Annotated in this window: 16 protein-coding genes and 1 riboswitch; of the genes, 9 read left to right on the top strand and 7 right to left on the bottom strand. The window is 42.5% G+C overall.

The window, feature by feature from the left end:
* Positions 1-16: 16 nt before the first annotated feature.
* From ICV01_RS02290 to ICV01_RS02275, 4 genes are read left to right on the top strand one after another with little or no spacing between them, the layout of a single operon-like run.
* On the top strand, positions 17-199 hold the full coding sequence (locus tag ICV01_RS02290) for a DUF3460 family protein (protein WP_215288196.1): 183 nt from the start codon (positions 17-19) through the stop codon (positions 197-199).
* Positions 196-1,050 (top strand): ScpA family protein, encoded by an 855-nt coding sequence (locus ICV01_RS02285; protein ID WP_215288194.1) that lies wholly within the window; start codon positions 196-198, stop codon positions 1,048-1,050. Before ICV01_RS02290 ends, ICV01_RS02285 begins: the two co-directional genes overlap by 4 nt.
* Positions 1,051-1,076: 26 nt before the next feature.
* Positions 1,077-1,925: a pantoate--beta-alanine ligase gene (panC, locus tag ICV01_RS02280; protein WP_215288192.1), complete on the top strand. Its 849-nt coding sequence runs from the start codon at positions 1,077-1,079 to the stop codon at positions 1,923-1,925.
* Positions 1,925-2,839, top strand: coding sequence for a cobalamin-binding protein (locus ICV01_RS02275; protein WP_215288190.1), 915 nt, complete (start codon positions 1,925-1,927; stop codon positions 2,837-2,839). The genes panC and ICV01_RS02275 overlap by 1 nt, the downstream gene beginning before the upstream one ends.
* Before the next feature lie 4 nt (positions 2,840-2,843).
* Here the strand turns inward: ICV01_RS02275 and ICV01_RS02270 are convergent, their stop codons facing one another.
* Both ICV01_RS02270 and ICV01_RS02265 read right to left on the bottom strand, forming a co-directional pair.
* Entirely contained in the window at positions 2,844-3,635 is a 792-nt protein-coding gene (locus tag ICV01_RS02270) for an ABC transporter ATP-binding protein (protein ID WP_215288188.1), read from the bottom strand.
* Complete coding sequence (locus ICV01_RS02265) at positions 3,632-4,588, bottom strand: iron ABC transporter permease (RefSeq protein ID WP_215288185.1); 957 nt, start codon at positions 4,586-4,588, stop codon at positions 3,632-3,634. The genes ICV01_RS02270 and ICV01_RS02265 overlap by 4 nt, the downstream gene beginning before the upstream one ends.
* A gap of 60 nt (positions 4,589-4,648) precedes the next feature.
* Positions 4,649-4,853, top strand: a riboswitch (cobalamin riboswitch).
* 127 nt (positions 4,854-4,980) lie between these two features.
* Here ICV01_RS02265 and ICV01_RS02260 point away from each other — a divergent pair.
* From ICV01_RS02260 to ICV01_RS02240, 5 genes are all read left to right on the top strand, one after another.
* Positions 4,981-6,999, top strand: a complete 2,019-nt coding sequence (locus ICV01_RS02260; protein WP_215288184.1) for a TonB-dependent receptor — start codon at positions 4,981-4,983, stop codon at positions 6,997-6,999.
* Between the two features lie 84 nt (positions 7,000-7,083).
* The gene (locus ICV01_RS02255; RefSeq protein ID WP_215288182.1) at positions 7,084-7,320 is read left to right on the top strand and encodes a hypothetical protein; all 237 of its coding nucleotides are present in this window, start codon (positions 7,084-7,086) and stop codon (positions 7,318-7,320) included.
* Positions 7,317-7,646, top strand: a complete 330-nt coding sequence (locus tag ICV01_RS02250; RefSeq protein WP_215288180.1) for a cell division protein ZapA — start codon at positions 7,317-7,319, stop codon at positions 7,644-7,646. The genes ICV01_RS02255 and ICV01_RS02250 overlap by 4 nt, the downstream gene beginning before the upstream one ends.
* A 235-nt stretch (positions 7,647-7,881) precedes the next feature.
* Entirely contained in the window at positions 7,882-8,202 is a 321-nt protein-coding gene (locus ICV01_RS02245; RefSeq protein ID WP_251369373.1) for a hypothetical protein, read from the top strand.
* 2 nt (positions 8,203-8,204) lie between these two features.
* Positions 8,205-9,026, top strand: a complete 822-nt coding sequence (locus tag ICV01_RS02240; RefSeq protein ID WP_215288178.1) for a sulfite exporter TauE/SafE family protein — start codon at positions 8,205-8,207, stop codon at positions 9,024-9,026.
* 10 nt (positions 9,027-9,036) lie between these two features.
* Here ICV01_RS02240 and ICV01_RS02235 read toward each other — a convergent pair whose 3' ends face one another.
* From ICV01_RS02235 to lgt, 5 genes are all read right to left on the bottom strand, one after another.
* Positions 9,037-10,560, bottom strand: coding sequence for a malonyl-CoA synthase (locus ICV01_RS02235; protein ID WP_215288175.1), 1,524 nt, complete (start codon positions 10,558-10,560; stop codon positions 9,037-9,039).
* 52 nt (positions 10,561-10,612) lie between these two features.
* Entirely contained in the window at positions 10,613-11,608 is a 996-nt protein-coding gene (locus ICV01_RS02230; RefSeq protein WP_215288173.1) for a tripartite tricarboxylate transporter substrate binding protein, read from the bottom strand.
* Positions 11,609-11,637: 29 nt separating this feature from the next.
* Entirely contained in the window at positions 11,638-12,924 is a 1,287-nt protein-coding gene (locus tag ICV01_RS02225) for a malonyl-CoA decarboxylase (protein ID WP_251369372.1), read from the bottom strand.
* Positions 12,921-13,592: a GntR family transcriptional regulator gene (locus ICV01_RS02220; RefSeq protein WP_371817467.1), complete on the bottom strand. Its 672-nt coding sequence runs from the start codon at positions 13,590-13,592 to the stop codon at positions 12,921-12,923. Before ICV01_RS02220 ends, ICV01_RS02225 begins: the two co-directional genes overlap by 4 nt.
* A 66-nt stretch (positions 13,593-13,658) precedes the next feature.
* Positions 13,659-14,444, bottom strand: coding sequence for a prolipoprotein diacylglyceryl transferase (gene lgt / locus ICV01_RS02215; protein WP_215288171.1), 786 nt, complete (start codon positions 14,442-14,444; stop codon positions 13,659-13,661).
* Positions 14,445-14,460 lie beyond the last annotated feature (16 nt).

The raw sequence follows: 14,460 nt of genomic DNA, 5'->3' as shown, positions 1-14,460 counted from the left end.
CTACAATTGAGGAACTATGGCCCATTACAAATCAAATATCACCCTCTTTTTGGAAGAATTAAAGGCTACAAAGCCTGAATTAGAGCAATCTCAGCAAGAGGGCCGAGCCCTTTTATGGGATAAGGCTCCTATTACTCCAGAAGAGCAAAAACGCAACCAAATGGCTCGTGTTAAGCAAAAAGCGTACGTTTATCAATGAGTGAATTAATTCCAGCGGTTGCAGATTTGCCAGAAGTCACGGACGGAATGTCCGAGTCTTTTGCTCGACTTTATGGCGAGCCTCTATTTCAGCTGCCATCAGATCTTTATATTCCACCAGATGCGCTTGAGGTTTTCTTAGAGGCTTTTGAAGGCCCGCTTGATTTACTGCTTTACCTCATTCGCAAACAGAACTTTAACGTTCTAGATATTCCAATGGCTGAGGTAACAAAACAGTACCTTGGATACATTGAACAAATTCGCCAAACGAACTTAGAACTTGCCGCCGAATATCTTCTAATGGCTGCGATGCTGATTGAAATTAAATCGCGCATGTTGCTACCGATGAAAAAAGCGGATAGCGATGAAGAAGTAGAAGATCCACGCGCTGAATTGGTCCGCCGACTTCTTGAGTATGAGCGCATGAAGTTAGCAGCCCAAGAGCTCGACAAGATGCCTGTGCTTGGTCGCGACTTTTACAAGGCCAACGGTCACGTTGATACGACTGTTGCCGTTACATGGCCAGATATCAATGCCTTTGACCTACAGGCCGCCTGGAAAGATGTACTTTACAGAGCGAAGTTAAATCAACATCACACCATTACTCGCGAACAATTATCTGTTCGAGACTTTATGACGCGTATTTTGCGTCGCTTACAAGGTGAACGTTTTATTGAGTTCACAGACCTATTTGAAGATGCCATTGCTACCGGTAAAGGTGCGCCAATGGTCGTTGTGAATTTCATTGCGATGTTAGAACTTTCAAGAGAATCTCTTATCGAGATTACTCAAGCTGAGCCTTATGCGCCTATCTATGTGCGTCTAGCTTACTCGCCTAACGAAGCATCCTGATTAGTTGCTTTTCTAAAGAAAATCACATGAAGATTATCAGTAATATTCAGGACTTAAGAGATCAGTTACGCGGTCAAAATCGTGCTGCTTTTGTACCAACGATGGGCAACCTTCACGAAGGCCACTTATCCTTAATGCGCTTGGCTCGCCAACATGGCGACCCCGTCATCGCAAGTATTTTCGTGAATCGCTTGCAATTTGGCCCTAACGAAGATTTTGACAAATATCCACGCACCTTTGAAGCAGATGTGGAAAAACTCGAAAAAGAAGGCGTCTATGTTCTGTTCGCTCCAACAGAAAAAGATTTATACCCAGAGCCACAAGAGTACCGAGTCGATCCACCGAGCAATCTAGGCAATATCCTTGAAGGTGAATTCCGACCAGGCTTCTTTAAAGGTGTCTGTACAGTTGTTTTAAAGCTTCTAGCTTGCGTTCAACCTAAAGTAGCCGTATTTGGTAAAAAAGATTATCAACAGTTAATGGTTATTCGCCAAATGTGCCATCAATTGGCGCTACCTGTTGACGTCATCCCTGCGGAAACTATTCGCGCCGAAGATGGTCTTGCCCTCTCTTCTAGAAATGGCTACCTATCTCAAGATGAGCGTGCTGAAGCGGTTCAACTGATTCAAACACTGAAAGAAGTTCAAGAAAAGATTCTCGAAGGCAATCTATCTCCAGAAGCAATTTTGGCGATTGAACAAGCTGCCTGTGAAAAGTTAGCTGAACGTGGATGGGCTCCAGACTACATCTCCGTTCGAAAGCGTAAAGATTTGCTAAGTGCTAACAATGCCGATATCGCATCTGCAGAAAAACTGGTGGTTTTAGCCGCTGCCAAATTAGGCAAAACTCGCCTGATCGACAACTTGGAAATTTAATGAGTAGTCGCCATCTGATTGCACTTGTTGCGATACAGTTAGCGATGGCTATACCTGGTTGGGCAGAAACATCCCGTTTAAATACGACACCCTCCACTCAAAGCTCACCCAGAGTTATCACATTAACCCCACATCTCGCTGAAGTGGTTGATGCAGCAGGCGGAGCTTCCATGTTGGTTGGTGTTAGCGCTCACAGCAACCAACCGTCTTCCATCAAAAATTTACCTATTATTAGTGACGCAAGATCTCTTGATCTTGAACGTATCAAGACCTTACAGCCAACGCTTATTATCTATTGGCAAAGTGGCACACCAAGTACGCAAATAGAAGCTCTTAAAAAATATTTCGCGAATAGCTCAACCAAAATAATGAGTACGGAACCACGTAAGTTAGACGATATTGCCAAAGATATTGAAACAATCGGAAGAATACTGGGCACCACCCAAATTGCAGATCAATCAGCTAAACAATTTCGTCAACAGGTCAAAGCTCTGCAAAATAAATATAAAAAAGATCAAAAAACCAATGCGCACCGCGTACGCGTTTTCTATCAAATTTGGTCTCAACCACTTATGACGTTAAATCGCGAGCATTTAATTGGTGACATTATTCAACTATGTGGCGGCGAGCAATTATTTGCTACGGAAAAATTATTAGTGCCGACGGTTAGTAGAGAATCTGTTTTAAAGGCAGACCCTGAAATAATTTTTACAGCTGTTGATAATAAAAATATTAAAACAGATTGGTCGATGTGGTCATCATTACCTAACTTAAGCGCCACAAAGAACAATGGGTTTGTGGAAATTAATGGCGATACCATTAGCAGGCCCAGTCCTCAAATATTGATTGGCGCCGAAAAGATATGCTCCTCTATTGAGGCTATACGTTTGTCTCGTTCACCCCAAAAAAATTAAAAACTTAAGCGGGTATAAAAACCTTCACACCAGAAGCAGTTGTTGCTTCCAAGATAGGGTGCCCCAAAGATTTTTCTAAATTGATTGGATTAACCACCTCATCAACTGGTCCGATTAAATAACCTCCCGCTTCCCCAACCTTTCCCGTCAGCATCAAAGCGTGAGTGAACCCTCTACCAATCAAACCAATCTCATGCAAACTAGCAATAACCGTTTGCTGACATGATTTACTTGCAGCAACGAGCGTCTCCAATAAAGTAACTTGATGATGGATATCCAAATGAGAAGTTGGCTCATCCAAAATTAATACAGGCGTTGATTGCGCAAAGCAAGCAGCTAACGATACACGCTGGCGCTCTCCCCCTGATAACGATTGCCATGGGGCGTAAGCCAAATGTTGCACATCACAACGAGCAAGTGCAGCCATAGCATGATCTAAGAGTTCTTTAGATTCTTGTTCATGACGCCATGGCCACTGGGAGGCTAGCACCACATCAATTGATCTTAAGCCAATGCCCCCCTGAGGAAATTGCTCTCCATATGCACGTAACTTTGATAATTCTTCAGGAGTACATAAAGGTAAATCTCTACCTTTCCACTTAATGTTGCCGTGCATATACAGTTGATTTTGCATACCTGCGATAGCCTTTAATAGCGTTGACTTGCCAGCGCCATTACGACCGATCAAACACCAACGTTCTCCAACCTTAACTGTCCAATTAAGATCGGCAATTAAGACTCTCTCGCCTATGCTTAATGTGAAGTTCTGAACTTCCAGCAAAGTTTCTTGGGTCATAAAGAACTCCACTGACGCAAGCGCGCTAATAAAAATAAGAAACTTGGCACGCCAATTAATGCGGTAATAACGCCCACCGGCAACTGGGATGGCGCAATGACTGTTCGAGCCACCATGTCTGATAAAACCAAGAATATGCCACCCAACAAACCTGAAGCAGGTAATAAAAAAGTTTGGTCCGGTCCCAAGCGTTTTATAACCATTGCACGCAACATATGAGGCACCAGTAAACCGACAAAACCGATCGATCCCGCCACAGAAACAGCTGCAGCAGCGCACAAAGCAGCCAACAACACCATCATCCACTGAATAAATGGCACATCAACACCTAGGCTTAAGGCCTTATCCGTACCCAACTGAAGTAAATGTATTTTAGGTGCTAGCTTCATCAAAATTAATAAAACAGACAACCAAATACCTAAAAGAGCCCCCACCACCTCGAGACTCATCACAGAATCCAGATCCCCCATTAACCAATGAATCATGCCTGGCATAGCCAAATCAGAAGCAAAGGCAATCATGAGACTCGTGATAGCCCCACACCCCGTCGCCACCATAACTCCAGCCAGCAGCAAACGAGATGGATGCGTGGCGTAACCTCCCACTAACAACCAAAGTAGAACAAGTACCGATACAGCCCCAAGCCAGGCTCCACCTGCAACCCAAATCGTACCTGCGCCCCCCATCATCAAAACAGCCAAAGCTCCAACAGATGCTCCGCCTGAAACACCCAGAACAGAAGATTCAGCTAAAGGGTTGCGCGTCAGCACTTGTAACAAACAACCTGACATGGCTAGTAATCCACCCACTGCAAAAGCAGCTAATACACGCGGCAAACGTAGCTGGTAAATAAGAGAGAAGTCAGCATTTGCAACACTGCCAATTAAAAGAGCTCCCGCAATGCTTAACATCGCCAAAAAAATAAGGCCTAAAAATAAGGATGGTTTCTTCATACCCCTGAAATATACAGGGTCTTGAATACCATAAATGCTAAAATCTCTTATCTTCAATAAATAGAAGATAGTAAGTGTGGTGTTTATGCTCATCAGAGCATAAATTAAATGGGAAGTCAGTGAGTTAACGCAAATCTGATGCTGCCCCCGCAACGGTAAATGAGTAAGCGAAGCTTTAAGCCACTGGAGATATCTGGGAAGGCGGCCTAGCAACCAGCAATGGAATTCATCAGCCCGGAAACCAGCCCTCTTATTTTGGTGGTAATGCTACGGGGAGTGGCAATCAAGCTTATCTTGACTATCTCCTTTGGCATTACTGAGTTAACTCTGGTTCGGGGTGTGGCCAGATAAATGGTTCATCACATGGAATGTGATGGCCTACTGGAGTAGATATGTCATTCAAACAAAAACCATTAGCTATTGCTATTGCATTAACCCTCACTAGCGCTTCTTCTTTTTCTCAAACCAATAATGAATTAGGTGCCATTACGATTTATGGCTCAAGATTTCAGGAAAAGGACAACCAGACTTTACCTCAATCAAATATTATTTCTTCAGTAGAAATTCAAAAAAGTGGTCTAACTAATATTGCAGATGTTTTAAAGAAAATAGGCGGACTTCCAATCCGACAAGATTTATATGGCAACACTAATGCCACTATTGATTTAGGTGGGTTTGGTGATTCAGCAGACAATAATGTTGTAGTTCTTTTAGATGGCATCAGAATTTCAGAGAATGAGCAAGCCCCAGCTAGAATTTCTCTAATCCCAATTGAAGCTATTGAGCAAATTGAAATAACTCGCGGCGGCAATAGCGCCCTTTATGGTGATGGTGCTAATGGTGGTGTTATTAATATTATCAGCAAAAAGAATCTTGATAGTCTTAACATTGTTTCAGCAGGCATCGGAAGTAACAATACCTATCAATCCAATCTCTATACCGCCAAAAAATTTGGCGATATCAGCGCATCCGTTTTTGGTGAAACCAATAACTCAAAGGGCTACAGGAATAACAATCAAACGGCATCGCAATCTGGCGGCTCCATTATTCAATGGCAACCTAACCAATATACTAAGGCTGGCATCCGTTTATTCGTAGATGAGCAAAGAAATAACCTACCTGGAACACTGCCACTTACTTGGTTAAACAACAATTCAAAAGCCAAACAACAATCTATTTACTCCGAGCAATACAAAGCAGAGTCAAGCAATATCACGATCTTTGCATCATCAAAAATTGATCAAGTCGAGTACGCGATTGATATAAGCGAGAGAAATAAACATACCCATTGGCAATATGATAAAGACGCATGCGAATTAAGCAGCAGTTGTTCACAAGCATATCCTAGCAACTCATTTGCTAGCGTCAACAGTTCATCCACCACACGTCAGATTAACCCAAGAGTAAGGATCGATGATTTTCTAGTTCCTCAAAATAAATTGACTCTTGGCATGGATTGGCTAGATTGGCAATTCTCAAGAGATGTTCCAGAATTTACATGGGGGCCAAGTAACGCATCAAACAAACACTCAACCAGTGGTTTTTATGCTAACTCGGATTGGACTATCAACTCAAATAATCGATTAATCGGCGGCTACAGAACGGAAAAATTCAAACAGTCGAAGTATTACGCCGACATCTCTGGAGATGAGTTTGATAGCGATCACCAAAGAATTACATCTCATAACATTCAATACATCAGAAGTATTGAATCAACCCAGCTATACGCAAAACATGGGAAAAATTATCGCTTACCTAATGCCGACGATAACTATCAATTAGCCAATTTGTGGACGCTATCAAACCCGCTAAAACCACAAACATCAATCGATAATGAATTTGGCATCAACTATAAAAACAGTTCTCAACAATATAGTCTCAGTTACTACAAAAGCTCAATCACTAATGAGATTGGTTACGATGAACACATTTATGGTAACGGAAACTACCCTTCATCCAGAAGAACAGGTATCTTTGCAAGTGCTCGCCAAACCCTAACAGCAATGTTTAGTTTACGGGCTCAAATTCAAACTATTAACTCAAAAATATTGGCCGGCACTTACGCGGGTAAATCAGTTCCTAGCATTCCAGAATATACGAGTTCTTTTGGGGTAGAAACCCGCTTTAACGCAAAAGAAATGCTAGATTTAGCTTATCGCTCGGTTGGCAAATCTTATGCATCTGGAGATAACCAAAATAATGGATTTAGAACCAATCAGCAGCATTATGTTGATATGAGATACAACCTAAAAAATGGTTCATGGGACTGGACAGCAAGTATCAACAACTTATTGGATAAAAAACAATACGATTATGCGGTCTATAAACCTAATTATTTAGATTTATACCAAAGAACAGTCTATCCAACTCTAGGCCGCAACTTTAGTCTGACTGGTAGGTATGTTTTCTAGTATTTTCAGGCTTTAACCCAAGCCCGCCTTATGGCGGGCTTTTTAATTCTTGCTCTCTTCGTAGAGATAGATACAATGGTAATCATGTCAGAACTTACAAACATTTCTTATAACCGTTTGCAAGACAGCTTAGCCCGCCTAGAAGCTAAAACAAAGGCCCTGCTAGACGCTGTAGAGCAAGCCCGTAAAGAACGCTTAAGCTTGGAAGCCAAGATTGAGGATGCTCAAGGTCGTATCCAGAACATCTTAAGTAAGCTCCCTCCTCAGACCGATAACGGTCAAATGGATCTTTTGGCAGCCAATCAACAGGATGCACAATGAGCCAAAATCGCATTGAAATTACCCTAGGCGGCCAGAAATTTGCGTTCGCCATTGCTCCAGAGCACGAAGCTAGCCTAAGAGCTGCTGCAGCCATTGTTGATGAACAACTAGAAGCTGCCTTATCCAGCGGCAACCGTAGCATTGAGCGCGCGGCCATCATGACAGCGATTAAGCTAGCTGGCGACCTTCAAGCCGCCAAAATGAATATCAGCCATGCAGAAAACCCAGGCGCAAGCTTAGATCAAATGGCACTCCTACAGTCCAAAGTTGATCAAATCGAGGCATCTGTTGATTCTGCGCTGAAAACGCTTTCCCTACCTGGTTAGCCAAGGCCAATAGTTCCTTGAACCGATGCGCAAGCATCTGGCGTGGGCCATATAGTATGGGCGCGAGCGTCTCGTAGCTCACAGAGCATCGCTTCGGGCGATGTTCTCCCTGAAACACTTGATGCACCCGAAGTATTATTGCCATGCCGCCTTGAACCTACTGGGTTCAGGATGACGGCCTAGCGGCCAAGGTGGGGAATCCTATAATAGGACTTCAATTATGGAGGCATCTATCTTGAAAAAAATTTCTTGTCCGCCAGGCCTATTTGTAGCCATATCTTTATTCCTATCACTCCCCGCACACGCGGAAGATATCCTTAACGGCAAAACATTGCACCAAGCAAAATGTGTTCAATGCCATGCTGAAAAATCAGGGTTAGGCAATGCGGATATGATTTATCTACGTACCGACCGTAAAGTAAAAGATTTTGCGAAACTCAAAAGCATGGTTTCGATGTGCAACACTGAATTGCGCTTAGATTTATTTCCGGAAGACGAAGCAGATTTAGTAGCTCACCTCAATCAAAGTTTTTACAAAATTAATCCCCACAAATAACTATGACCCTTATTCAAATTGGCGCATTAGCTCTTCTCGGTTGCTGCACAGGTTTTGCAGCTGGGCTACTTGGCATCGGTGGCGGCATGATTTTGGTGCCCTTCTTAAGCTTCTTGTTCACGATGTATGGGTTTGATAGCTCGGTCGTCGTCCACATTGCAATTGCCACGTCCATGGCAACAATATTATTCACATCCTTATCTTCCGTTAGAGCTCACCACAAACGGGGTGCTGTTCGCTGGGACATCGTCATGACTTTAGCCCCAGGCATTTTGCTTGGCGGCATCTTAGGCGGGGGAAAATTATTCGCCATCCTTAAAACATCCTGGTTATCGTTTATTTTTGCCGGATTTGTTAGCTTCTCAGCCTATCAAATGCTCATGAATAAAAAACCTAAACCAAGCCGCACTCTACCTGGCAAACCAGGGATGTTTGGTGTTGGTAGTTTTATTGGTTTTTTATCAAGTCTAGTAGGCGCTGGTGGCGGCTTCGTCTCTGTGCCATTTATGACATGGTGCAATGTCTCTATGCACAATGCGGTTGCCACATCTGCCGCATTAGGCTTCCCAATTGCTCTATCAAGCGCCATTGGCTACATCATTAGCGGGTATGGCAACCCATCACTACCTGAAGGCTCATTAGGGTATGTCTATCTACCCGCTTTAACCTCAATTGCGGTAGCCAGCGTCTTGACAGCCCCTCTAGGCGCTAAAGCAGCTCATCAATTAAACGTTGCGCAACTAAAAAGAATATTTGCGATTGTTTTATTTTGTTTGGCTGCCTACATGCTTCATAAAGGCCTAAGTAGCTTAGGCCTTTATTAAAGCAAGTAGGTTAACTTGCATAAGTTTGACGCAATACATTTTTCTGAACTTTACCCATTGCGTTTCGGGGTAGTTCAGAAACAAGAATAATGCGCTTAGGCACTTTGAAATTAGCGATCTTGCCTTTAAGCTCGGTAATCATGGCATCCGTATTAAGCTGAGATCCTGGTTTACCAACCACAATCGCTAATACGGCCTCGCCAAAATCAGGATGAGGAATACCAACCACGGCACTCTCGTCAACACCTGGCATATCATCAATAAAGCTCTCAATCTCTTTTGGATAAACGTTATATCCACCAGAAATAATTAAATCTTTGCTTCTACCGACAATACACAAATAGTCATCAGGCACTTTGCCGGCGCTAGTCTCACCACCCCAACGACCTACATCACCAGTCTTAAACCAGCCATCAGAAGTAAATTCTTCTTTGGTCTTTTCTGGCATGCGCCAATAACCTTTAAATATATTGGGACCTTTAACTTCCACATGACCGATTTCATTCACACCACACAAAGATCCATCATCTTTTCTAACGCGAACCTTGGTCTGCGGCAATGGTAATCCCACAGAACCGCCAACCCGATCGCCCTTATAAGGATTAGAAACCAACATGACAGTCTCACTCATGCCATAACGTTCCAAAATCGTTTGGCCAATTCTTTCTTTAAAGGAGTTGAATGTCTCCGTTAACAATGGTGCTGATCCAGAAATAAACAAACGCATATTCTTGGCAGTTTGTTTCGTAAAAGCAGGATCTAATAGCAATCGCACGTAAAAGGTTGGGACCCCCATCATGACTGTTGAACGAGGCATATGCTTAATGAGCTCTTTTGTATCCAAACGAGGCAACCAAATCATTTTGCTACCGTTTAAAAGCGCCCCGTGAGATGCTACAAACAGTCCATGTACGTGAAAAATAGGTAGAGCATGCAAAAGCACATCTCCTGTTCTCCATGCCCAAAACTTCTGCAATACCTTTGCATTACTTCCCAAGTTACCATGGGTCAGCATAGCGCCCTTGCTACGTCCTGTAGTACCTGATGTATACAAGATCGCAGCCAAATCATCTTCTGAACGCTTCACAGTATTAAATTTATCTGAGAGACCTGCTGCTTTTTCCAGCAAAGATCCTGTTCTATCTTCACCCAAGGTGAAAACATGTTTTGTGCCTGTTTTCTTAGCCACCTGAGAAACCCAAGTTAAGTTCTTTGGGCTACATACAACAACAGCTGGTTCAGCGTTACCTAAAAAATATTCAATCTCAGCAGACTGATAAGCTGTATTAAGTGGTAAATAAACTAAACCCGCTTTTAATGTTGCAAGATATAAAAATAGGGCTTCTGGTGACTTCTCGATTTGCACGGCCACTCTAGAGCCTTGCGGCAACCTCAAACTCGCTAGAAGATTGGCCATCTTAGATGTGGCCTTTTCTAGATCTCCCCAGCTGTAATACAACCCATCATGAGTTTCAATGGCACAAGCCGACTTATCTTTCGGAAAGCCAGACTCCAACAATTGATATAAGTTCATAACAACCTCAAATATCATGGCGATCTAACTTTTCAGTTAGATCATCCATTGATTAATCCATTTTTGCACCAGAAGCTTTAGCAACATCTGCCCAACGCTTAATTTCAGCATTCACAAACTTGCCATAAGCATCACCAGTCACATTAGGCGTGTCAGAACCGTTATTAATCCAAATAGTTTTTAACTCAGGCGAGTTCAACGCCTTAGTTACTTCAGCAGCCATCTTATCTACAACATCTTTAGGCGTTCCTTTAGGGGCCCAAAGACCATACCAAGTACTCACCACATAACCTGGGACACCTGCTTCAGCTGCTGTAGGCACATCTGGAAATGCTGCTGAACGCTTATTAGCAGCAACTGCTAAAGCTTTAATTTTCCCACTCTTAATATGCTGAGAAGATGAACCCAAACCGTCAAACATCATGTCTACTTGACCTGCAATCAAATCAGACAATGCAGGACCTGCGCCACGATACGGGATATGCGTAATAAAAGTTTTGGTTTGCATCTTAAATAACTCACCAGCTAAATGATGAGAGCTTCCATTTCCTGCGCTTCCATAATTAAGCTTGCCAGGATTTTTTTTCGCATACTCAATTAAACCTTTGAGGTCACTCACAGGAACTTTCTGAGGATTAACCACGACCACCTGCGGAGGTGTTGCTAACAACATGATTGGAATAAAACTCTTCTCAATGTCATAGTCCAATTTAGGATACATCACAGGTGCAATTGCATGATGCGCACCCCCCATAAAGAATGTATAGCCATCTGGGGTAGCCTTAGCCGCAACGCTTGCGCCCAACGTACCACCAGCACCACCTCGGTTATCAATGATGATTTGCTTGCCCATTTGCTTGGTTAATTGCGCAGACAAAGGTCTAGCAAAGGCATCTGTTCCACCCCCAGCCGGGAACGGCACAATAATCGTGACCGGCTTAGATGGCCAATTAGGATCAGCTAATACCGAAGATATACCGCCTATTGTTAGAGCAACAATACCCGCCAAAACGCCTAAGCGACGAACCGCATTTACTGGCTTTTTCATTTTTGTCTCCTCACACCCAGTTAAATTTTTTAAATCAATTGTGATACTGCTCTTGAAAAAATTACTTCTCCATTAACAAAACGCTCGTGGTTATCTTCCACTTTTTCTAAGTCATATAGGTAGTTCACCATCAAACCTGCTGATTGCTTAATACCTTTTTTTGACAAGTCTCCTGCCCAGTTAATTCTGTGTAATTTGGCGCCATTACCTAAATGAAATTTAGCAACGGAATTCCCACCTCGATGAGGTGAGTAATGCATTAAATAAATAGCGCACAAACTTTCCAAAGCCTCTCGTTCTTTAGGTGAACATGTATCAGGGTGCCAACCAGCCTGAATACGCTCACTCCATGATGTCTTTTTCAAATCTAATACATTCAACGACTGCTGATATTTTTCAGTAATGGCCGGCTTTAAATTAATAGCGCCCAAACTTTGGCCAGCACTTAACCATTCAGTAAATCCAGGAATTGGTGACAAAGTACAAAATATTTTTAATGATGGAAATTCTTTTTTTAAACTCTCAGCAACACGCTTAATTAAAAAATTCCCCATCGAAACACCGCGCAACCCTGGCTGACAGTTACTGATTGAATAAAAGATGGCGCATTTAAATTGATTGGGTTCAACAGTCGCGGATTTTTTATCTACTAACGGTGCAACCGAAGCAGGAATATCCGGCAATAACGCCACCTCTACAAATATGAGAGGCTCTTCAGATAACTGCGGGTGGAAAAAGGCAAAACAACGACGGTCAGGCTGCAATCTTCTACGTAAATCATCCCACCCATCAATCTCATGAACTGCTTCGTGCTGAATAATTTTTTCTAAGATTTCCGCAGGTGACTTCCAATCAACCTGATACATTTTTAGAAAGCCGGGATTGAACCAAGAATTTAATAAGTGCTGCATATCAGCATCGACGGCTTTTAATTCTGGCTTTCTATTTAACGCCTTTAATAATTGGCGACGCATATCTATGATCATGCCAGTACCACCAGGGGCACGATTTAACCGGCGCAACAACTCCTGACGAGGAGCTTCAGATACTTTCATTAACCAAACTAAATTATCTGCGTTAGGCGCTTCCGCGTACATTTGTGCAGCATTCAATACATCAGCGGGACTAGGGTTAAATTTTTCAGCTAAGTAATGAAAATACTGATTTTTTTGATCGTCATCTAATGTGTTGTAGTTCTCAATGACATCGCTAGCCATACTGGCGCCATTTGATTCACCACGTTCAGATAAAAGTTTCTTAGTGGCATTAACCGTCTTAGTCATATGCCTAGCCTTGATGAGCTTATCTAAAATCATGAAAGCACCGGCTCCGGCTTGAGATTTTTCAAAACATCCCGCTGTCGCATGATGTGAGTTTTCATCATGACTTCAGCCGCCAATGGATCTCTAGCTTTAAGGGCGGCAAATACAGATAAATGTTCCGCGCAAGATTCTGCAATACGTCCCTTGCCATGCAAACTACGATGTCTCGATAAATTTAGGATTTTTCTCATATCTTGCAACATACGACTTAACCATTCGTTACCCGCTAAGTTTTGTATGGCGATATGTATTTTTCTATTCGTTTCGTAATATTCATCAATATTTTTAGCGGTGGCATGTTTTTCCAACTTCGCATGCAACGCTTCTAATGAATGAATATCTTTATCTGTGGCTCGCTGAGCTGCCTCGTAAGCACAACGACCCTCTAGCATGGCCATAATAGGAAAAATATCATCCAAATCTTTTTCGGTAAGCTGAGTCACATAACAGCCCCTTCTAGGCTCAATGCGTAACAATCCTTCCGATGCCAGAATGCGAATAGCTTCTCTAAATGGTGTCCTCGATACGCCTAAATCTTCGGCTAATTTTTGTTCATCAATCCAAGAACCTGGAGCTAAAACGCCACCAGCAATCATTGAACGCAAACGTTCAGTGACTTCTATGTATAGGGCTGGTTTGACGATTTTTGATGTCATGTACATAAATGTATTTTGTATACAAAATACATAACATTGGTGCTAACCCTAAATTTGAAGAAACAAGGGAAACTACTGAGACTTTTTGAAAACCAATATAAAACCTAAAAGAACCATAGGGATAGATAACCACTGCCCCATGGAAAGTCCCAAGGATAAGAGTCCTAAGAAGTTATCAGGCTCACGAGCAAATTCAGCTAAGAATCGGAATAGGCCATAACCTAATAGAAAAACTCCTGATACCTGAGCAAGCTTTCTAGGGCTTGCGGCATACCACCACAAAATAAATCCTAAACAAAGTCCCTCACCTGCCAATTGATACAACTGAGAAGGATGTCTAGCTATTAAGTCGCCCGATTGCGGAAAAATCATTGCCCAAGGTACATCTGTAGGACGCCCCCATAACTCACCATTAATGAAGTTACCCAGACGCCCAAATGCCAATCCAAAAGGAATCAATGGGGCAATCAAATCCGTGATTTCGAAAAATGATTTCTTATATTTTTTAGCAGACCACCACATAGCTGCTAAAACACCTAAAAACCCACCATGGAAAGACATGCCGCCTTCCCAGACCTTCAATATATCCAAAGGATGAGCTAAGTAATGTCCCGGCATATAGAAAAGGATATAACCAAGACGGCCTCCCAAAATCACACCGGCAACACCAGCAAATAAAATATCTTCAAGATCTTTGTAACTTAAGCCAGTGCTTTGAATATGAGCCTGTTTTAAACGCATTTTTCCAAGAATTAAAAATTGTGCAAAAGCCATCAAATACATCAATCCATACCAATGAATGGCTACTGGACCCCAGGCGATTGCAACCGGGTCAAATTGTGGATGTATGAATGCCATATCTTAGGTTTTAAAG

It is taken from the genome of Polynucleobacter sp. MWH-Spelu-300-X4, from assembly GCF_018687515.1.
Lineage (GTDB): Bacteria > Pseudomonadota > Gammaproteobacteria > Burkholderiales > Burkholderiaceae > Polynucleobacter.
The sequence above is the reverse complement of the archived record's forward strand: the minus strand, read 5'-3'. Positions and strand labels throughout refer to the sequence as shown.

Coding starts and splice junctions, on each gene's coding strand:
- ICV01_RS02275 (WP_215288190.1), top strand. CDS start 1,925: ATGAGTAGTCGCCATCTGATTGCACTTGTTGCGATACAGTTAGCGATG.
- ICV01_RS02225 (WP_251369372.1), bottom strand. CDS start 12,924: ATGATTTTAGATAAGCTCATCAAGGCTAGGCATATGACTAAGACGGTT.
- ICV01_RS02255 (WP_215288182.1), top strand. CDS start 7,084: ATGTCAGAACTTACAAACATTTCTTATAACCGTTTGCAAGACAGCTTA.
- ICV01_RS02250 (WP_215288180.1), top strand. CDS start 7,317: ATGAGCCAAAATCGCATTGAAATTACCCTAGGCGGCCAGAAATTTGCG.
- ICV01_RS02270 (WP_215288188.1), bottom strand. CDS start 3,635: ATGACCCAAGAAACTTTGCTGGAAGTTCAGAACTTCACATTAAGCATA.
- ICV01_RS02235 (WP_215288175.1), bottom strand. CDS start 10,560: ATGAACTTATATCAATTGTTGGAGTCTGGCTTTCCGAAAGATAAGTCG.
- ICV01_RS02240 (WP_215288178.1), top strand. CDS start 8,205: ATGACCCTTATTCAAATTGGCGCATTAGCTCTTCTCGGTTGCTGCACA.
- ICV01_RS02290 (WP_215288196.1), top strand. CDS start 17: ATGGCCCATTACAAATCAAATATCACCCTCTTTTTGGAAGAATTAAAG.
- panC (WP_215288192.1), top strand. CDS start 1,077: ATGAAGATTATCAGTAATATTCAGGACTTAAGAGATCAGTTACGCGGT.
- lgt (WP_215288171.1), bottom strand. CDS start 14,444: ATGGCATTCATACATCCACAATTTGACCCGGTTGCAATCGCCTGGGGT.
- ICV01_RS02265 (WP_215288185.1), bottom strand. CDS start 4,588: ATGAAGAAACCATCCTTATTTTTAGGCCTTATTTTTTTGGCGATGTTA.
- ICV01_RS02260 (WP_215288184.1), top strand. CDS start 4,981: ATGTCATTCAAACAAAAACCATTAGCTATTGCTATTGCATTAACCCTC.
- ICV01_RS02285 (WP_215288194.1), top strand. CDS start 196: ATGAGTGAATTAATTCCAGCGGTTGCAGATTTGCCAGAAGTCACGGAC.
- ICV01_RS02220 (WP_371817467.1), bottom strand. CDS start 13,592: ATGTACATGACATCAAAAATCGTCAAACCAGCCCTATACATAGAAGTC.
- ICV01_RS02230 (WP_215288173.1), bottom strand. CDS start 11,608: ATGAAAAAGCCAGTAAATGCGGTTCGTCGCTTAGGCGTTTTGGCGGGT.